The sequence below is a fragment of the Fimbriimonas sp. LA-C6 genome (assembly GCF_055398105.1).
This window is the reverse complement of the sequence record NZ_AP038796.1, coordinates 2,727,458-2,746,647: the sequence shown is the minus strand read 5'-3', so window position 1 is coordinate 2,746,647 and position 19,190 is coordinate 2,727,458. Positions and strand designations below refer to the sequence as shown.

Sequence of the window (19,190 nt, the reverse complement as noted above, 5' to 3'; positions counted from 1 at the left end):
TTAAGGGAACTTGCACATTGGCAGCGCATGAACCCAGACTTTCGTTAAGATCGACCTGAAACTCCAACCGTGGCGAGCTCCGACTGGTTCGATCTCACGCCCAATGAGTTGATTCTATGCGCAAGAATAGGGGATGAAATATAACAAAACTATAGGTCTCTTGTAGAATCCTACAGAACCGTTCATTCACAAGTTGTGACCCAGCCGAGAAAGGTAAACAGGGATAAGATGGTGCAGCAACAACAGCGACGAGACAGGGAAAATCGAGAGGAGTTGGCCCAAAGGATCGCGAGCAAGTTTCGGAAAGATGGGGTGCTCGAACCGTTTGAAGGACTGCGGTTAACTCGGAATTCCCAACCGACGGACAAGATTTACGCGGTGTCTCGCCCTTCTCTGTGCATCATTGCTCAAGGAATCAAGGAGATTTACCTTGGGGATAGTCGCTACCAGTACGACCCTGAAAACTATCTGCTTGCAACCGTCGAACTGCCGGTAACGGGCCGCGTCATCAAAGCCTCCAACGAGCAGCCCTACTTATCCCTTAGACTTGATCTTGAACCCTCGCTAGTAGGCTCAGTCATGGTAGAAGCGGCAATTCCAGCACCTCACGGTCAAAATGATGCAAAAGCAGTCGTAGTAGACTCGCTAGATTCAGATCTCCTCGACGCGACCGTTCGGCTCATCAGATTGCTCGATAAGCCAAGCGGTCTTGAAGTGTTGGCCCCCCTAGTAAAACGGGAGATCATCTACCTGCTGCTAACGGGTAAACAAGGCGCCCGCCTCAGACATGTCCCAAGACTTGGCAGCGATCCTCATCGTATCGCACGAGCCATTGAACACCTAAGAAAGCACTACGATCAACCGCTCCGCGTGGAGAGCCTCGCAAGAGAGCTCGGCATGAGTCCTTCAGGGTTTCACCACCACTTCAAGGCAGTGACCGATCTAAGCCCGCTACAGTTCCAAAAACATCTTAGACTCCAAGAGGCTAGACGCATGCTCCTAGATGGAAGTATCGACGCAGCCACAGCTGGCTACAAAGTCGGCTATGAGGACCCCTCCTATTTCAGTCGCGACTATAAACGACACTTTGGCCATTCACCCATGAGAGACATCGAACGCCTGCGCAAAATGGCGTAGCATTCAAACGGGCTTCCTACATAGAGCGTGCAGACCCTCCCATGCAACCAGGTTTCACACGCCTCGGTGGAGATATAGAGACTTGACCCATTCTAGTCCTCAACCGACTGAGAGAACTAAGCGATGCGGAGGTAGATGGCCCTGTATAGATCACGCGATCGTAGAGGGGCCATCTAGTTTTTTTAACTTAGTAAAGGGACAGCGTTACTTCTGATCAGTTGCGAACAGCAACTCCCAATTCACGAAAGCTCCAAGGGGAATCAGCTCAAACTCGATCAATCCCGCTTTCACCAACGGAAATTCTGCAACGGCAGCTTGCGCTTGGGTCAAGTCCTCTGCTTCAAGGAAAATGGCCACTCCAGGTCGGTCCTGGCGGTAATAGATATCTCGAACAACGCCAGATTTATAAGCTTCCCACGTGTGCCGAAGCTCAGCTGTCAAATAGGGTTGATACTTTTCGAAAGTTGCACATGGCAAAGGGCGATCTAGACAAAGAATTTTCATAATTGTTATTTCCTGTAGCGAGTTAAATTTCTGTATTGAGCAGTTGTTCGCGGAGCGCTTCTCCTACGCCAGCTGCAGATTGTGGGTTTTGCCCCGTGATGAGGCGACCATCGACGACAACGTTCGCATGCCAATTAGGTGCCGGATGGTGGATGGCACCATGTCCAACAAGTCCGTCGGACAACAGAAACGGAACGATATCAGTAGCCTGCACTTCCGCCTCCTCTTCGTTTGTAAACGCAGCGACGTTTTTCCCATCTACCAAGTAGGCGCCATTCGAGAGCTTCACATTCACGAGCACAGCAGGCCCATGACAGACCGCACTTACAAGTCCACCTGCTTCCCAAATCTCTCGGATTACTCGCTGCGCTGCCTCGCTCTCTGGGAAATCCCACATGGTCCCGTGTCCACCAGCAAAGAAGATCGCAGAGTAGTCGGCAGAGTTGATTTCGTCAAGACGAGCTGTATTGGCAAGCTGCTCCCGAAAATCGTCATTGCTCCAATACTTGGCATTAACTTCGTCGGTCAAGTCGAGTCCGTCCACCGGTGGTTGACCGCCGAGTATCGAAGACAGCTTGCAGGGAATCCCAGCTTTCTCAAGAACTTCCAGCGGATGGGTGAGTTCTGCGAGCCAAAAACCGGTGGGGATACCCGTCGAGCCTTTGACAGCGTTACTTGTCGTCACCATAAGTACAGGCTTCATCTTATGCAACCTCCGCAAAGATTGTCTTCTTGGCCCAACCAGCCACACGAGCTCCGAGTTTTCGCCCAGTCTCAAGATCACCTTCACCAAGGTGGGCGATGCCTGCGCCCTGCGTCTGGGCCATAACTCCGCACCAACTGCCAAGTCGATTGACCCCAGACTCCTGCATAGGTTCCTCTCCAAGGCCAACCCAGATCATTCCGTGCTGCATGCCAAAAGCCTGAAGATACTGAAGGGTGCTGAGCTTGTCTCCACTAGGTGTCCCCGAGACCGTGAACCCAGATGCGAACTTGTCCTTCCAACGCTGACCAGTCCACACCCCGACCGTCGCATCTGCAAACGCTTTGAATTGAGCCGCCGGCCCGGCCATGTAAGTAGGGGTACCGAAGATCATCGCATCGTAGCCTGTGAGGCCGTCAATCAGTTGCTGATTCGAGTATCTGCCTTCTTGAATGTCAGAGCTATCGATGGTGAAAACGTCGGCGGAAACACCCTCAACACCTTTCGCTCCCTCGGCCACTGCCTTGGCTAGTTCCTCGGTGCGACCGGATCCCGTAAAGTAGATCACGGCCACTTTCCTTGTTACAATGTCTATGCTCATGGATTGAATATTCCTTCTTCGTTACCGCTGAGTTGTCACCTGAAAAAGTTATTTGCATCGGCAACTCTCAACTAGATTCTGCCCGCATGAACCAATAAATACATAGAACGGAGTTTCCGAAAACTTGAACGTTTCTACCGACCTCTGCGATAAAGCGAGTAACATGACCCTAGTGGACGAAAAGGTTGCCTTAAAGCAAGAAAGGGATCGAATCAACCTGCGAGACCTAGCGATTCGTATCTCAGAAACGGTCGCCAACGATGAGGTTCTAAGACCCGCGCCTGGAATAGTGCTCTACAAGACCAGCAAAGTCACAGAGCGCTTTTTCGATGTCACTTATCCAGCCTGCTGCATGATCGCCCAGGGTGCAAAGGACGTCTATCTGGGTGGCAAGTCCTATCGATACGACGCGGACAATTACCTGCTAGCGACCATGGAGATGCCGGTCCTCGCACGCATTGCCGAAGCGTCCCCAGAAAAGCCATTTCTCGCCATAAGAGTTGAGCTTGAACCCGCGCTCGTCGGCTCCGTGATGGTGGAAGCGGGCTTATCCCCAACGAGTCGAACAGATGTCGACCAGGTACTGGGAGTCTGCCCGTTCGAGTCCGCACTCCTAGACACCGCCGCTCGCATCGCAAGGCTTCTCGACAACCCACGAGACCTAAAGATCCTCTCTCCGTTGCTTATCCGTGAGGTGGTCTATCGCCTTCTCGTCGGAGATCAAGGAGCAAGACTGGCCCGAATGCCATTTGCCGCCGGCCATACCGATCAAATCGCAAAAGCCCTCGACAAGATCCGCCGAGAGTTCGACAGACCTCTGAATGTGCACGCACTGGCCGACGAGATCGGCATAAGCCCAACTCGGTTCTTTCACTACTTCAAGCGGTTCACAGACATGAGCCCGCTCCAATTCCAAAAACAGCTACGCCTCCAAGAAGCCCGCCGCATCATGATCGACGAAGACCTCGACGCCGCAAATGCCGGCTTCCGAGTCGGATACAGCGACGCCTCCCACTTCAGCCGAGACTACCGCCGCCACTTCGGCCTCCCCCCAGCCCGAGACGTGAACCGGCTAAGGGAGTAAGCGTTGCTGGACACATAGGCGAAAGCCAGTGGATAAGCGCTTGCTCCAGGCAAACGATCCGAAGAAGAGATTTCTCGGAAAACACCGCCGAAGAATCACAATCAGAATCGCTCTCGAGCAGCCCCAATCTCTCAATTAGCAACGACAACCAGCTACCAGAACAGCTCCAAAGTCCAATCGTTAGGTGCAACAACCGGGTTGGAGTGGACACTAAATACGTGGCGGCCTCGGAGGGACTCGAACCCCCGACGCCCTCCTTAGGACCGAGTTATTGCGAGCTCATCCGCAACATTTATATTCCAGGACCGACCGGGACCGGGTGGGAGCGTCCGGGGCGTTTGACAGACTAATTGAGAGACCTTTGATGGCTTCTCTGTTCTACCGACGGGGCAGATGGCTCCATCCGTGAAATGCATATGGTCCATGTTGCGAAGATTATCCGTTGACGAAGCATCTATAGGCACTGCAGTCCCAAGGACAACGGAACGGATAGTCCATGCCATTGAACGCCTCTGAATAACGCGCAGCAAGTCACCTATCCGACAGGTCACTGGCATCGGTCGAGAATCGTCTTCCCGTTCAACGTGTCCGGTCGGTCGTTTTCAGCAAACCAGAGTTCGAGCACTACCGCATCTAAATCGATCCGGGGACGGCTTAAGAGCCGTTCGCACTTGTTACCTTCCGCGCAGGACCCCTATTGTGGGGCGGAGGAGGTAGATAAGCCCGAAAATACATTATGTAGAAGATAACTGAATAACTATTTAGGGTTGCGGAGACGGCTTCCGGCTAAAATCACCAAGGCTTTTCCTTTTTTGACTTTGACCTGATCACAAGGAAAGAAGTAGTACGGCTTGGATCGGCAGGGGCCGTGGCCTCCCCCTTGGGGCACTCATGCGAAAACGCAATGACAACTGCTCAAGGTGTGGCCATGGGAGAGCCGTTTCTGACGATCTCGAAGTACTGCGGAGACGATATGCCGAACTACCGTTTGATCAGCGCGCTTCCCGAAAAGAGCTTGCGGTCCTAACTACAACGATTTATGAGAAGATAAGTCGCACTTGGAGCGCTATTATTGTATCAATGAATGGTATCGGGCTAGTCGCAGTTTTGCTTACACTGGGTGGCGCATTGATGCCTCTTACCGCGAGGAGAAGAGGCATGCTCGCTGCCGGTGCCGGTCAAGCGGGAATTTCGTATCTTCGCCTCTACGCACTGATCGCCTTGATCTTCGGCTGTGTATGCCTAGCGCTTTATTGGAAACAGGTAGTAGATCTCAAGGACGAAATCCTTTTCGGATTCGGGCTGTTTCTTGCCATGGTTGGAGGAATGTTCGTTCAGGTTCTGGCCTCAAATTTCAAGGCCGACCGGCCCCTGCTCGATGTGGCAGGGGACAGACTTCTTTATCCTCTACTGTTCTCTGTGATCGTATTCTATCCGATTTGGGCGGTCGCTGCCTCCGCGCCCAAGGGTTTCTTCGTGGTGCATGCCGCCTTCCTAAACGGCTATTTCTGGGAGGGTGTCGTCGCAGGTGCTCGGCCTCCGCAACCTACGAACACATCCGGGGTTCCGGGCGGTAAAGGCTAGTGCTGAGCGCCGAGTCCGCAATTGCTAGTAAGGGGGGAACGCTGGCGACTGACGAGCTGCACTTCCTTGTTCGCGATCATATTGAACGCACGAAAGAGCTCATTAACCCATTTCTCACCCCGACCTACTACCGGCAAGACTCACCGATTGTTGGGGTAACACCTCCTTCAAGAATATCTCTGTTCGAATTTCTAAATGCCTGGGACGTAAATGCCTGGGCGGTACTTGCTGAAGAGCGCCCCCTGGTCCTTTTTCACGCGGGCACCACCTTCGCCCTTTGTGAGTTCTTTTACGCACTTCTTGCGCTTCCGACTATATGCGCCGACGTTGATAGTTCTGCCGAGATTCCAGATGATGGTCGCGGATTGAAGATCCATACGCTTCACACTTCGCCTTTCGAGTCTTCGTGGTGGAAGTCCACCACGAAGACTCTCTACGAAGAGGACAAGCGTAATGGAGTTCTCGGCCGAACATGGGCCAATTATCTCGTTCGCTCCCCGAATTCCGATGTTAGAAGCCGGATCGCGCACGAATGTTACATTACGGCAATTCGGTTTCTATTTTTCCACGAACTTGGTCACATTGATCGGGGCCACATTGACCTTGTCGGAACGCCAGAGCAAGGGTTCTTGATCGGGGAAGACTCAGCAATCGGGTTCGCGAAAAGTCAACTTGACCAACTGGGGCTCATGTCACTGGAAATCGACGCTGATGCTTACGCATTGGCAAGATTATTGCCTCTCTTGCTTCCAAGGAGCGAGTCGGCACCCCATGGGCAGACTTGGTCCGGTACCAAGCCAGGCGAGTCGCAGGCCTATCGGATGTTCTTCTTTTCGATCGGAGGCCTTATTCTCTTCCTTGATCATCAGCAACAGATTAAAAAACGCTCACTGTTACGACGCATTTTGGAGGACCGTAGCCCGACTCATCCAAAGCCTTGGACCCGGATCCAATTCCTACAAGTCTTGGCAGTCAACAGTGTCGAAGACGCAGGATTCCCAGGTGAACCGATCCGAGCCGCGGTTAGGCAATCTCTGAGCGACTTAATGTCCATCGTGCATGTGATGCAGGGAGCGAAGATAGCAATTGATCCTCCAAATTCTGCCGAAGTCGAGAGCCTTTCAGAAAGGTTGGAGAGCCTGCAAGACAGTTTGAACAAGTGCCGGATAAGTACGAGTGCGCGGTATTTTATCCATAGTGAGATCGCCTCAGAAGAGATGATTCGAAGGGGGGAGTTTGAAGCCGAGGATCCCCAGAGTTTGTCAAGGCAGTCCATCACTCTTTACACCAACGATGGTGAGTTCACGATCCCATTCCTCACCGATAACGATACCGTAGAACGCTTCCTCGAGAACTCAGCAAAGTGGGAGGCGGCGGGCTTTCTCGACAACGCTTACGTCTATGCTCGGTTTGCTGAGCAAAAAGACGCGGCGAAATCGGCGGACCGGCTGGCGGACCTGCGCCAGAGGTTAGGATCGGCCCTAGAAGCCCTTGATGAACTCCAAAATCGTAAAGGCTTGACTCACTTTCTGGCCGCCGAGATTGATGGCACTCCTTACTTTGACGAAGTGTCGAAACAGTATAGTCTGGCCGAGGTCGAATTGCGTCTCGTAGCCACGCTGAGGCCAAAACAGGCCCTTCCTCGCCTGGCCCTTGCTCAATGTCTCTATGCCCTCAGAAGATTCGAAGAGGCAAAGGAGCAATACGAGATGGGAGGCGAACTCGACGATGATTGGGCTTCGACGGCGATTGCAGCTGGGGCTAATTGCGACGTCGAGCTCGGAAGGATCAATGCGGCCATATCCGGGTTCCGACGAGCGCTAGATCTCGACGCAGAGAACGTCTTCTCACTGAGCAATCTAGGCATTTGCCTTCTGCGTAATTCTCGCCCAGCAGAGGCCATCGGAATCTTCGAAGAGGCACTAAAACTTGAGGGGGACAATTCTCATTTTTGGTTCTATCTTGCCTGCGCCAATGAGGCGTGCGGGGATCTTGAGAAGTGCCATTCGACCGTTACTAAGGCGATCTCTCTTTCAAGAGAGGAACAGGAATACTTCCGTGTTAGAGCGCAGTGTAGTTCGAAGCTAGGCGACCACGAGGCTGCAATTGAGGACTACACGATCGCAATCGGCCTCCCAGGGGACGAATATTCTGCACGCTACAACCGCGCGTTGGAGTATTCCAAAGTAGGGCGTCTTGACCTTGCAGTCGAAGATCTTACAATTGTTTGTCGATCAGGGACACGCTTGTCCAACAATGCTGCATCGATGCTTAGTCAGCTATCACACAAAAACTCGCCGCCGGGAAGCGACCTTAGGTAAACGTCACTCAAACTAAAAATCGCCAGCAAAAACGAGTTTGGTCTCTCAATCCAAGTTCAAATACATGGCGGCCTCGGAGGGACTCGAACCCCCGACGCCCTCCTTAGGACCGAGTTATTGCGGGCTCAACAGCAAGTTTTTTATTCCAGGAATGACCGGGATCGGGTGGGAGCGTCCGGGGCGTTTGAGAGACCAATTGAGAGACGAGCCTGCATACAATTTACTCTTTGGTGTAAATCTATGGCAGTCAAGCGCGGTCATCAGCAGTAACTTGCTTTGGGATTACAGCGCGGAGACTAGAGACTATTGGTTAAGATTGATCTGCTAATAGTTTTCCTCGATTTAGCCGCATCCTATTTGTCGCTGTTTTGCTGGCACATGTTTTCGTTGATTGAGGTGTTTGTTTCTTGTTTTCCCCCGACTGGGGATTTTGAAGCGTATTCCGAAGCGATCCTCCCAAATGCGGTTGCGGAACCGGCGGTCAGAAGCAAAGTCGCCCAAAAGATCCCTTCGGTCACGAACATTGAGGAATCACTCCAGGGGCTCCCGTTATCTAACTTTGAATTCTCAAGAACCTTTTTTAGTGAAGCGTGCGGCAGCGAATTGTGATTAGCATCCATTTCGTAAACGGCTTTCTCGGCTTCGATGTATCTCACCGATTTCCAGAGCGAAACGATGACTTCCTCCTTATTGTCAGGATCGGATTCATCGAGACGCTTAACTGTCTCGAATCTCACAGCAGCGAATAATCCGCAAGAAACAAACAAAAAGAAGGTGCATTTAAGGAGCCTCCCGCTGCCCGTCTTTGATTTCTCTAGGGTTAACCAGCCGCACAAGCAGGCAACGGCGATCAGGGCCGATCCCAACAATTTGGGCGTACCGGGGGGAGCAAAATCACTCGCGAGTGCCGATGCCGCAGCCGGAGAAACAACCTTGAGCAGTTCGGAAAGTTTCTCCCCCTGTGGCTCCTGCGAACTCTCACCCACTCGCGCCATCCCCGTGCACGTAAAAATCTACAGGCCCGCTGCTATCTGCACTAACGAAAAACTTTTTGATGCCGGAAGTCTTTCCCTTAAGGGAATACCTCGCCCAAAAAATATCCTGCTTCCACCGAGTTCCTGCTCCTACGGTAGTTGGATGCTCCAACGGCACGAAATTGCCGTTCCTATAGACAGCGCTATAAAATGTAGCACCTTTCACCTCAACTTGTTTTGACTCAGGGCTATCAAACAGCCTGACCTTCACATCAAATATTTTTTCATGTGGATCCCCTATCACCCCTTCGGATGTCTGACTTGCCCATAGCCCCTGGGTACCTATTGGGCCGTGGGAGTAGATGAAGTAATCGACTAGCGACTCAATAACATCTCGGCGAGGCTGACTTACTCTCAAGGCAACCTGAAGCTCGGACATGCAGTAGATGAACGAAAGAGAGTCGGAGCTCCCTTTTTCTTTTAGCATCTGAGAGGCGGCAAGCGGGTCCAACGGGAATATGGGAAGGTCCGATTTCCTGCGAGCATAGAAATGAGCATCATCGCTTCCAAGCGATGACATGGCCTCATCCCAGAGCAATTCTTTGCTTTCACTCATGCCGCCCGCGTACAAAGCCAGCCTGTTTGTATCGACGGCCCACCCCTCGGTGAACCGATCAATGAAGCTGCTGGCCTCCATAACAGCGGTAATATCGTTCGAGTCGTGATACACCGAGACCTGTTTCCTAAGTTGGTCATAGGCAGACACATCGAGAACGTCTGGGACAGCAATTCGGATTGGATCTCGGGATGGCGGGTCGGGTATGCCCGAACCCTCATCAAGCGCCCTATTTAACAAGTTGGCCAGTCGATAACCAGCGAGGACAGCGCGCAAGGCGGCTACCTTCTGGGCTTTCTCGATATAGACAGAATCGGGCGCGATACCTTCACGAGTGCTGTAAACGACAGACTTGGCAAGTGATAGGCCCTCTTCCGTCCATTTGTCGGGGTTAGTTTCGCCTATCTTCAGGAGAAAAGAGCGGGAGATGGAGGCGATAAGTTCCTTGGCCTGCGTCTCCGCGGCGGCTTTGCCCACCTCGCGGGGGCGGGAAGGGAAGAGGCCGGCGCCGCTGTCCCAGAGGGAGTGAAGATTCTTCGGTCCGAGCTCGCTGCCATCGGGAGGCAGGATCGCAAAGCTGTTCCCGCCGCGGTCACCCCCCGGGTAGGCGTCCGACTCCCTGGAACTGGCATGTAGCGGCTGGTGGATGTCGCCTACGAGGTGGATGAGGAAGCGGAGGGCAAAGGCGCGATCGGCATCCGACCTATTCTTGTCGGCGAGGACGGCGGTGAATTCACGGATCTTATAGACGGCATTGATCTCGTCGGGCTTGTTCCTCGCCGTCTTGCCGTCGGCACGGAAATAGAGGTCTTTGAAGTGCCAGGGGCCTGTTTCGCGGTGCTTGCTGCGGTAGTCGTCCGCCCAGGGGCCGACGGTGATGAAGTCGTCCGATCCGGGAATATCGACGCCAATCCTCAAGAGCCGGTCAGCTTCGGCCTTCGCGGTCGGCGTCAGTTCCGCGCGCGCAATCGCAGCGATGACCATGTGGCCGGCAGCATTCCAAGCTCTGGCCGTCGCAACTAGAAGAATAAAAAATACAGCAGTTGCAAATTTCCATTGCGTCATTATGTACCTCTGCGGAACTCAGCATGATTGTAACATTGTTTTGTTCTCTTCTGATGGCTCTTCAAACGGCCGCTGGGCGGAACAGCAACGTACTGAACAACCCCGATCAGCGGGTGCACCAGCGCACTGATGGCCGTACCGTGCGATTAACCAGGGCGCGACGGCTGGCAGAATCCCAAACCATACCAAGGCTTCCTTCCCGTAAGTTCTTCGTATGAAATATGAATTTACTTTCCTTTGATCTGGTGACGGTGCCGTTAGTTGATATAGGTGCAACCTTTCAATCGCCACCGATGGAAATTTTGGGAGGGCCTCACTCGGGCAAGTCAGGCTCAATAAATGACCAAATAGTGCCTTCATGGCTCGGTTGGTTTCTCAATTGGAATTGAGAAACCAACTCGGAGATAACCATATTTAAATGCGCCTAACAACCATTTAGGTTCAAATTGCGGTGGCCTCGGAGGAACTCGAACCGCCAACGCCCTTCTTTTAGGACGGAGGTAAAACGAGGCTGAATAGCGCACTTTGAATTCACATCCGTAACTGATTGTTCCGTTTCGCGCCTGGTATCTGAGAGACGAGAACCCAAAGCACGGATTGGTTCGTACCATGACCCAGGAGGAGGCCGTAACAGCGCTTAAGGAGACGAACTCGCTCCTGATCCAAGGCAAGTCGCCCCCTAGCGGTAGGGCATGGTGGCAAGCTGGCTCGACGTCTGGTTGGAAGACCACCTCAAGCCGAATCGGACCGTCAAAAATTACGTGTTCTGCCGCCCGATGGCCGAGAAGCGGATCAAGCTCTACCTCGGCCTGGCGGAGCTTCAGCGGGTCGGGCCCACGGACATTACGAGCTTTTTCAGGACAATAGAAAAGAACGGATTGACACCATCCTAAGTTACGAGCCACGTGCGTCGTCGCGAGGTGGTAGGAGAGGCGCACTCCAACCCCATATCCAACGCCTGCGACAGGAATGCGGATCCGATCTGACGGGCGTCACCTCGGCTAATGCGGATCTGAAGCAGAAGACCGCTTTCGTGGCCAACCAACTCGAAGGGATCTGCTCCGAGTTGATGCCCAAGCCACTTAAGACCAAAAATACCTCCGCACCAGCATGTACTTGGAAAAGCCTATCGTTGGGTTGCCAAGACTTCTCCCGTGAACAGTTTCTCCTTAGGCAAAGCGCCTCACAGGTCGCCCCCTTCCAGCCCAGTGTCATGATGCGGTTGCAAAATAGGATCGCCCTTCGTAGACACAATCTCTATAGCTAAAGGTTCACTGAGTTCGCTAGCCTCTTGATTTCGCCACCAGCGACATGCCACAAAAACCAAGTGCTTCTCACCTTTGCCAATACCAAGCTTCTCGACCATACGAGGCTCAGCGTTCAACAAGTAGGGGCTTCCACGATCAAAAGCAATACTTACCCAATCTTCGGGCCGATCCACCCCATTGCTTGTATGGACAAGAACTTCGAGCCTGTCCGGACGGTTCTTTCCGGAAGGCAATTCAGAAGGTTCAGTATGCCCGGGCAAAATCCACCTAGTCCCATATTCCAGGCAAGGGTATGGTATCTCGTCAATGTTGATCCAGCGAATCTCAACCTTGGGCCGCCCCAACTTAGTTGGGCTTGAAATGACTTCGAGGTATTTGGACCACCAGTCAGCAAGGTAACTGTCAAATTCCACAAACTGTTTAGTCTCGTCGAAGGCATCTGGACGAATATGAACTCTCAACATATCCGCCGTCGGAATAAACGCTCTTTCAAACCTCGCCTTTTCGCTGAGCTCGCTAATTCGCAGTATCGCTTCAACGCTCCTCATCTCATGAATGAAACTATATGGGCTAAGTAGGCCAAATAGGATCTCATTACTTATTTTTAGCTCCTTATAGGGTTTTTTAGGCAAATCTCTCCGCTCGGTGCGCCACTTGCCGGAAACGACATCTACCCCGATATGTCGGGTATGCGGATAGGTCGACTCTACAAAAAGTTCTTGTACGTTGCGAAGTAGGAACTCGCGAACCATCCGAGCACGCCGCAAAAGAAAATTCAACTGATCGCATGTCGCCGAGTCTTTGCTTTTGAGCCTAAAGATCTCTCGCTCGCCGGTGTTCGGATGCAAATTGCAACCTTTGATGTCCAAGTAGCCGCGAAGCCGGCTACGAAAGTCGTTTCCCTTTGCAACACGCCAAAGCTCTTGACGGTGCCTCAAATTCTGCTTCTCCAGTCGGACTGATTCTGTCGGCGGCAAAGGCGTTAAGTCGTCTGTCTGTGATCGTTCAAGAACTTCTCTAAACGTTAATGTAACGATTTCCTGACGAGGTCGTTCTAAACTGTCGCTTGGAACCGGAAGGTCCAAGAAGGAGTCGAACCTGCTCCCCGCGAAAACAAAGATGCTAGTTCCGATCTTGTTCTCACGCTGTTCATGGATGAAGGTGCCGTCTTGCATCGGCGATAGAAAGGTCTGCAACCATCCAAAATCAACCTCGTCCAAGGTAGTGTCAAACTCATCCCAGAAGACGACAGGCAGCTTTCCCTTCAAAACCTCATTCTGGACTTGTTGATAACACGCGGGCAGCTGCGCAGGACTTTGTAGTTGAGACAGATTAAACGTAAGAAACACCACTTCCCGCTCGCCCGCGATCGTGCGTATTACCTCTTTAACCCCAAATGACTTCCCTGCGCCCGGACGTCCAAATACGGCAACACTAAGAGGTGACTGCTCCTTCCTTCGCAGATATTCGTTAACGATGGCAGAAAAGTTCCGCAGGCCCTCAATTTCTCCTCTATCGCATGTTCGTAGATCCCCAAATTCCACGTAAGGTATAGAAAGCGAATAAGGAAAGTACTCTCTCCGATCCCATCCTCCGTAACGCAATACTTCGCAGGCATAACGCACGGTGGCTCTACCCAACTTCTCTTCATCCGATACGCCGTCCTTCTCTCGCCGAGCACGCCTGTGCAATTCAACCGATAGGAAGGACCACCAGTGCTTGCGGAAAAAGTCCGGATATCCTCTTCGAGCCAGTTCTTCACTCTCGGGACCATCATATGCTTGGTAATTGATCTCTTGCCAGTCGACGCGCAAGTATCGCAACCTTTGACTTTCCACAAACTCGTCAATGCACTTGAAAGAGGAATCTATCTTTCTAGCGTTTGAGATGCGCCCTACAACCTCATCTTCGTCGGCATTTGACGCGCTACCTTGGTACATTCCGCGGCTGTACTCTCGAAGAGAGTTCCGGTATTGATGCCACGATGGAAACTGCTGAAGCATTTGTTGCAGTTTTTCTACATCCCATGCGGCAAATGCGGGCTTACCGTCATCCGAATTGGAGTCACCGAAGCTCACGGCTTGCATATCTGCATGCGCTCGAATCTCCTTGACGCTCACACGCTTGTTGCCGTTCCGAGTCAGATCTCTTGTAAACGCTAGACATAGTCGTAAAGCATCATGCCACCACCAGTTTCTTAGTTCTGTCGGTGCCTCTCGAAATGTGACGTACTTACCATTGCTGAAGATATTCTTTGCCGAGAGCAGGTGAGCGAGTATCGACGAAACCCAGGTCGTAGCTCCGTACACTCGACCTGGAACAGAGTTGTCTGTGTCTCCTTCAATGTCCGGTCCATGAAAGTACAGCGTCGCTTTAGGATTGTTAATGTCTTCGCGATCTAACAGAACAATTCCATCTGAGCTGAAGAGCACTAGAACATACCGTGCTTCCCTCAGGCCAGTAATCTGCTGACATTGATTGAATGCTTCATATCCCTTTGCGACTCCCAGGAGGTGCTGTACCGTTCGCTCCCAGGATATCCCGCGACTAATATTCGCTCCGAGCAATCGCAAATCGCTAGCGTTAACTATGCAAATGGTGTTGTGTTGAATCTCCAACGGCGCGCTCTTGCAGCGGGAGGCATACGTTTCAAATTTGTGCTTCTGATCGTCGTATTCGATCGGTGGATAGATCCTGCTTTTGATTAGAAACACGCAATCTTGGAAGACTCGATGATCCGCAGCGCATAACCAACTCCTTAACGTGCAGCCGTTCGGGGGCTGAGTATCTCCTGCGCTCGGGAAGAAGGCACCTTCCTTGTCATCAAAGTAGTTCCTCAGACAACCCCATCCAGCATCATTTAGTAGCACAACCTCAGGTTTGGATGCTCTTAGCCTCGCGATAGCACGAGCAAGGTGTGTCTTAAAGAGTATCCGGTAGTTAGCCCAGTCGCATGAACTCCAACCTAGAGGTTCCTTCGTGCGAAGGACCAGGGTTTCAACTTCTGGGTTTTCCTTCCCCTTGTTCTTGCTTCTGGGCAAATCGGCGATGCTATATCCAAAGGTTGGCAACCAGTTGTCTAAGTCAAGTCCCTTAATATCTAGAGCGCGCGCTGTAGTCAAGAGGTTTGCGTGTGTTTGTAAGGTGGCGTCGGGGATGTCCTGGTCGACGCCAAAGTGTGCGGCCATAAAGAGATTCCTAATTCTTTGCTCAATTTCATCATCGGTTTGTTGCGGATTTAAACCGTGGAATGGACGAGCGCCAAGCAACTGAAGCTGCCATACATTTAGTCCAGATAGGCCATAGGTGCCCACACCGTTCCACCGCTTTTGCGATCTGTCTTTGGCCGGGCCAGCTGAGTCAATGGCAGACTGGCAATAGTGCCAGGTTACGTCGATATCACCCCAGACCAAGATAGTTCCAGGACCCGTAGGTTCTGCGGATGGCGGATTATTAGGGTCCGTATTGGGGATTGTCAGTTCGGTAGGCATTGTCAAAGACAATATCATGTCCTTCAACGAAAGTTGTCTCATCTCTAGAAAACTTTGCCGGTGAATTTTGTTTGACAAGGCACATTTGGACTATGGCGACGAGAGCTGTGTCGGTGTGACGCAGGTACGGTTCGGCCAGAGGCAATACATGATCTGAAAAGTGTTCAATGGCCATTCCTCAATACACCTGGTGTTGCGCGAGTCTGGATCGTTCGAATTGCTCCGAAGATGTGATCCAGGATAGGTGCGGTGAATGTGCCCTTAGTCGCCATCGGGCTCAGGTCCGTGCAAGGGCTTTCGTACACATCGTTGCCTCCATCACACCGTGCTCCGTCAGGTAGTCGATAGTCAGGTTGATGGACTCGATCAGCTTCGAGTTCAAGCCCTGGGAAGATAGGAATTCGCTGAACGAAGCCTTTGCCGCACTGCGGTCCAGCCCAACGAGCAAGCGCACAAACAACCCCGGCCCCTCGCTCTGCGCTCGCTCAAAAGGAAATGAACCTTCGGTACCGCTTGCTTTCAGATATCCGAGCCGGCTAATGAAAAACGGAAGTTGTGGGGACTAGTCAGTGAACCTGCCTTCCGATCAAGCAGTGGCTAAGGCCGCCTGTCAATTGCCCAACTCGTAAAGAGAGGTTAATAACGGGCCTTGCCTAACCTTATTAGGACTCAAAAGATGAATTAGGTTCAAATTCTTGGCGTCGTCGACCGGATTCGAACCGATGGCGCCCTCCTTAGGACCGAGTTATTGCAGGCTCAACAGCAACATTTTTATTCCAGGACGTACCAGGATCGGGTGGGTGCCTCCGAGTCGTTTGAAAGACCAATTGAGAGACGTTTTGATCGCGTCTCTGTCCCACCAATGGAACAGAGGGTTCCATCCGTGAAATGCAGATGGTCGATCTTGCGAACACTATCCGTTGACGAAGCATCTGTAGGCACCGCAGTCCCAAGTAGAACGGAAAGGATATTCGATGCCTTTGAACGCCTCTGAGTAACGCGCAGCAAGTCTCCTATCCGACAGGTCGCTGGCTACGGTCGAGGCCGTATCTCCGCTCATGTTGTACATTTGCGCAGCAGCGACTGATAGCGCACTTTCGGGTCCCATACCCGAGGCTACTGACTTATAGAAGATCTTCGCAAAAATGTAGGCCGCAATGCTGTGCACTGCCCAGGCTGGAGCGACTGCAGTGGACTTGCGGTTCAGGAGTGCCAATGAAACAAATCCCATTGCCTCTCGGCTTACGAATGTCGCGAATGCATTCGTGCTTGCGGTTACGCCCCCATGGCAGGCGTTTAGAAAAACGAGTTCATGCCTAAGCCGATGCGCTCTACTTTGGAAGTCGCTGAGGCCGAAACCCTCTACTTCCAAGAAGTCGGCAAACCATGGGTCGCTGAAATTGGTCACTGCACTTCCATGAGCTGCGATGTGGATGAGATCAGCGTCGCTCGTCAAGATGGCGTTAGCTGACGAGATGGACGTACTATGCCTATCCACTACTGCTTTTGGAAAGCATCTGCCGATCATGTCCGCTTCGTCCACCGCCAGATCTAAGTTGGCCGGGGGATCGATAAGAATGAGTGCTTTGGTGACAGCAACCGGACCCGCCTTGGGTGTAGGGAAGGTTGCCATAGCGGTAGATATGGAGAAACCTTCATCAAGCATCATTGCCCTAAGAGCGTCGTTCTTCAGCATGGCACCTAAGAACGGCAAAGACTCGGAAAGGCGATCAGGCAGAATTACAAGCCTGCTGCTCTTCGACGCGACGTTCTGCATCAGTTCTCCAAGCGACTCGGAAAGACGTTCGGCACTGGCCTCAACGGCTTCATGGAGGCCAGTATCCGATCGCTTATGCCTGCTTAGATAGATGCCGGTTCGCATAGACTTGAACGGCTCTGACGGAAGGTCAATGCGCGAATACCCCTCGCCAGATAGCAGGAAAAGCCAGTAGCCCTCTGGATGAACGATCGAGAACAGATACGCTATCCCGGACCGGAGAGACTCCGAGTAGTGCTTCGACAGACTTCGGACTGACACCGCCTCATATGGTCCAATACCTCCGACAAGTTTCTTCACTTCCCCAATGGGCACGAATAGGTCATTCCATGCCCGTCGAAACTGGTCGGCCCCACTGTTCGGGCCGCCGTCCAAACCGGATGGTTCAAAAGGATCGTCGTATTTCTCGCGGAATCCGTAAAGAATTGGAGCCCCTAGGATAGCGACATTGTCGATAGCCGTTGCCAGGCAGTCGCCTAAGTTCGAGTGGACGACTTGGCGTCCTTCGTCTGCCCACTGCAGAAGAGACAGCCAATCGGTTGTGCTATTGCCTGCCTGCCAAAGTAGGGGTCCCAGAACATTCGCCGAGGGACCGCTCGTAGGAAGGTCTCTCAGAAGCTTGGCAAGTCGTCGCGCGTACTTTTCCCTAACCCCCCTTCTGTAATGAAGCCGCTCTGCCTCGGACAGCAATTCGTCGAGTGCATCGACCAAATCGCTTATCGACTCAACCCAATCCTCGCAGGCTTCTGCGGCATAGACCGCCGTCTTAACGAAGAGCAACTCGATATAATCTGTAAGCGAGTAATCACAGCCATCGTGGAGGAGGCGTAATGCCTCCTCGCTCGCCCAGAACGCGGACGTAGGGTCGTCCAGGCGTAGGTAGCAGATCGCAGTGTTCGTCAACGAGACGAATCGCTCGGTGTCAGAAAGCTGGGATTGATCAAGCTCTTCGAATGCATCGAGGGCCGTTTCGTAACGTCCCAGCCTTACGTTGAGATTCGCAACATTTAGGCGGAGCGATCCTGGGAAGTCAAGCCCCAACTTCGTGCAGTAGACTTCGGTTCTTGCGAGGATTTTAAGCCCTTCTTCATGCTTGCCTTGCTCAGAGAGGGAGATCGCGCGATCTTCCCACAGAGCAATGAGTTCGGCCCCCAAATGCTCGTTTCGAGCGATCTCCTCCGCCTCCGCAAATGCTCTGGCCGATGCCGAGAACGCCCCCGCGGCGTCAAAGTAGATTGTAGCGAGACTGAGTCGGGCAATGGCTGCAGAGGCCTGTCCCAACTTTAGTCGCATTCGGACAAGCAGTGCGAGTTGGTCCACCCGAACGTCAATGGGAGGCGTTGTCGCCATGAGATACGCTTCGATTTTGTCCAAGTCGCTATCCAGGACTACGCCCGTGGCCAAGTTCGCTATCTGCCGCAAAACGTCCGTAGCCATTCTTCCGCTCGGGTCGCCTTGAAGGGTCTTTGAGAGCCATGCGATCAACTCTGGAACATCCATAACAAATAGGATATGCCCATGAAGCGTGACTTATCCGTTCAAGGATGCTTTAGTCTAACCGGGGAAGCAGACAGAAGGGATTTCCAGCTCGACCATGGCGACAAGTTAGTCCGAAGCAGTTCTTTAGCAGGTCTGCACCGTATGCTGTTGACCATCTCCCCACGGGAGCCACTAAACTCCTTGGGTACGAAGGGGCGTGTCCTGACGTGCGATCACGACCATTCCTCCGTCTCCGCTATGGGCTCCGGTCCAAAACAAACCAACTACAGGCCGCTTGCTGACTCAGCAAGCTTTGAGGCTCTCCATACTCCGGAGGGCAAGAAACGGTCACTTTGAGCCTGAATTCTAAGAGTCCGAGCGTAAAGTCTCTCAATTAGTTTCAGTCTATAAAGACTAAAACTGAGAGACCAACCGGCGAAATCTCTTGGAAAACCGAGTTTGGTCTCTCAATCCAGGTTCAAATACGTGGCGGCCTCGGAGGGACTCGAACCCCCGACGCCCTCCTTAGGACGGAGGCGCTCTATCCCCTGAGCTACGAGGCCGTAGAAGGGATCCTTATTATACG

14 protein-coding genes and 1 tRNA gene are annotated in these 19,190 nt (G+C 52.5%); 5 read left to right on the top strand and 10 right to left on the bottom strand.

What is annotated here, in order from left to right; translation table 11 throughout:
* The first annotated feature begins 228 nt into the window (after positions 1–228).
* Entirely contained in the window at positions 229–1,137 is a 909-nt protein-coding gene (locus tag ACZ51B_RS12730; RefSeq protein ID WP_464293709.1) for an AraC family transcriptional regulator, read from the top strand.
* Positions 1,138–1,341: 204 nt separating this feature from the next.
* Here the strand turns inward: ACZ51B_RS12730 and ACZ51B_RS12725 are convergent, their stop codons facing one another.
* The 3 genes from ACZ51B_RS12725 to ACZ51B_RS12715 are packed head-to-tail and all read right to left on the bottom strand — an operon-like array spanning position 1,342 to position 2,945.
* Positions 1,342–1,641 carry a superoxide dismutase gene (locus tag ACZ51B_RS12725; protein ID WP_464293708.1) on the bottom strand — a complete coding sequence of 100 codons (300 nt, stop codon included), beginning with the start codon at positions 1,639–1,641 and terminating at the stop codon, positions 1,342–1,344.
* Between the two features lie 22 nt (positions 1,642–1,663).
* Complete coding sequence (locus tag ACZ51B_RS12720; RefSeq protein WP_464293707.1) at positions 1,664–2,344, bottom strand: type 1 glutamine amidotransferase domain-containing protein; 681 nt, start codon at positions 2,342–2,344, stop codon at positions 1,664–1,666.
* Between the two features lies 1 nt (position 2,345).
* A complete protein-coding gene (locus ACZ51B_RS12715) occupies positions 2,346–2,945 on the bottom strand; it encodes a flavodoxin family protein (RefSeq protein ID WP_464293706.1) in 600 nt (199 codons plus the stop codon).
* 124 nt (positions 2,946–3,069) lie between these two features.
* Between ACZ51B_RS12715 and ACZ51B_RS12710 the strand changes: the two genes are divergently transcribed.
* The 3 genes from ACZ51B_RS12710 to ACZ51B_RS12700 all read left to right on the top strand — a co-directional run bounded on the left by ACZ51B_RS12710 (position 3,070) and on the right by ACZ51B_RS12700 (position 5,613).
* Positions 3,070–4,029, top strand: a complete 960-nt coding sequence (locus ACZ51B_RS12710) for an AraC family transcriptional regulator (RefSeq protein ID WP_464293705.1) — start codon at positions 3,070–3,072, stop codon at positions 4,027–4,029.
* Positions 4,030–4,933: 904 nt separating this feature from the next.
* On the top strand, positions 4,934–5,056 hold the full coding sequence (locus ACZ51B_RS12705; RefSeq protein ID WP_464293704.1) for a hypothetical protein: 123 nt from the start codon (positions 4,934–4,936) through the stop codon (positions 5,054–5,056).
* Positions 5,057–5,187: 131 nt separating this feature from the next.
* Positions 5,188–5,613, top strand: a complete 426-nt coding sequence (locus ACZ51B_RS12700) for a hypothetical protein (RefSeq protein WP_464293703.1) — start codon at positions 5,188–5,190, stop codon at positions 5,611–5,613.
* A gap of 191 nt (positions 5,614–5,804) precedes the next feature.
* Here the strand turns inward: ACZ51B_RS12700 and ACZ51B_RS12695 are convergent, their stop codons facing one another.
* The gene (locus ACZ51B_RS12695; RefSeq protein WP_464293702.1) at positions 5,805–5,990 is read right to left on the bottom strand and encodes a hypothetical protein; all 186 of its coding nucleotides are present in this window, start codon (positions 5,988–5,990) and stop codon (positions 5,805–5,807) included.
* Between the two features lie 312 nt (positions 5,991–6,302).
* Between ACZ51B_RS12695 and ACZ51B_RS12690 the strand changes: the two genes are divergently transcribed.
* Positions 6,303–7,934, top strand: coding sequence for a tetratricopeptide repeat protein (locus ACZ51B_RS12690; protein ID WP_464293701.1), 1,632 nt, complete (start codon positions 6,303–6,305; stop codon positions 7,932–7,934).
* Between the two features lie 353 nt (positions 7,935–8,287).
* Here the strand turns inward: ACZ51B_RS12690 and ACZ51B_RS12685 are convergent, their stop codons facing one another.
* The 6 genes from ACZ51B_RS12685 to ACZ51B_RS12660 all read right to left on the bottom strand — a co-directional run bounded on the left by ACZ51B_RS12685 (position 8,288) and on the right by ACZ51B_RS12660 (position 19,167).
* Complete coding sequence (locus ACZ51B_RS12685; RefSeq protein ID WP_464293700.1) at positions 8,288–8,920, bottom strand: hypothetical protein; 633 nt, start codon at positions 8,918–8,920, stop codon at positions 8,288–8,290.
* Entirely contained in the window at positions 8,913–10,589 is a 1,677-nt protein-coding gene (locus tag ACZ51B_RS12680; RefSeq protein ID WP_464293699.1) for a S1/P1 nuclease, read from the bottom strand. Before ACZ51B_RS12680 ends, ACZ51B_RS12685 begins: the two co-directional genes overlap by 8 nt.
* Positions 10,590–11,772: 1,183 nt before the next feature.
* Complete coding sequence (locus ACZ51B_RS12675; protein ID WP_464293698.1) at positions 11,773–15,045, bottom strand: hypothetical protein; 3,273 nt, start codon at positions 15,043–15,045, stop codon at positions 11,773–11,775.
* 580 nt (positions 15,046–15,625) lie between these two features.
* Positions 15,626–15,802 (bottom strand): hypothetical protein, encoded by a 177-nt coding sequence (locus ACZ51B_RS12670; RefSeq protein ID WP_464293697.1) that lies wholly within the window; start codon positions 15,800–15,802, stop codon positions 15,626–15,628.
* Positions 15,803–16,261: 459 nt separating this feature from the next.
* The gene (locus ACZ51B_RS12665; RefSeq protein WP_464293696.1) at positions 16,262–18,625 is read right to left on the bottom strand and encodes a CHAT domain-containing protein; all 2,364 of its coding nucleotides are present in this window, start codon (positions 18,623–18,625) and stop codon (positions 16,262–16,264) included.
* A 466-nt stretch (positions 18,626–19,091) separates the two neighbouring features.
* Positions 19,092–19,167, bottom strand: a tRNA-Arg gene (locus ACZ51B_RS12660).
* Positions 19,168–19,190: the final 23 nt, after the last annotated feature.

Excerpts from the sequence above, each read along its gene's own strand:
- ACZ51B_RS12730 (WP_464293709.1), top strand. The coding sequence starts at position 229 with ATGGTGCAGCAACAACAGCGACGAGACAGGGAAAATCGAGAGGAGTTG.
- ACZ51B_RS12725 (WP_464293708.1), bottom strand. The coding sequence starts at position 1,641 with ATGAAAATTCTTTGTCTAGATCGCCCTTTGCCATGTGCAACTTTCGAA.
- ACZ51B_RS12720 (WP_464293707.1), bottom strand. The coding sequence starts at position 2,344 with ATGAAGCCTGTACTTATGGTGACGACAAGTAACGCTGTCAAAGGCTCG.
- ACZ51B_RS12715 (WP_464293706.1), bottom strand. The coding sequence starts at position 2,945 with ATGAGCATAGACATTGTAACAAGGAAAGTGGCCGTGATCTACTTTACG.
- ACZ51B_RS12705 (WP_464293704.1), top strand. The coding sequence starts at position 4,934 with ATGACAACTGCTCAAGGTGTGGCCATGGGAGAGCCGTTTCTGACGATC.
- ACZ51B_RS12700 (WP_464293703.1), top strand. The coding sequence starts at position 5,188 with ATGCTCGCTGCCGGTGCCGGTCAAGCGGGAATTTCGTATCTTCGCCTC.
- ACZ51B_RS12695 (WP_464293702.1), bottom strand. The coding sequence starts at position 5,990 with ATGGATCTTCAATCCGCGACCATCATCTGGAATCTCGGCAGAACTATC.
- ACZ51B_RS12690 (WP_464293701.1), top strand. The coding sequence starts at position 6,303 with ATGTCACTGGAAATCGACGCTGATGCTTACGCATTGGCAAGATTATTG.
- ACZ51B_RS12680 (WP_464293699.1), bottom strand. The coding sequence starts at position 10,589 with ATGACGCAATGGAAATTTGCAACTGCTGTATTTTTTATTCTTCTAGTT.
- ACZ51B_RS12675 (WP_464293698.1), bottom strand. The coding sequence starts at position 15,045 with ATGGCCGCACACTTTGGCGTCGACCAGGACATCCCCGACGCCACCTTA.
- ACZ51B_RS12665 (WP_464293696.1), bottom strand. The coding sequence starts at position 18,625 with ATGGATGTTCCAGAGTTGATCGCATGGCTCTCAAAGACCCTTCAAGGC.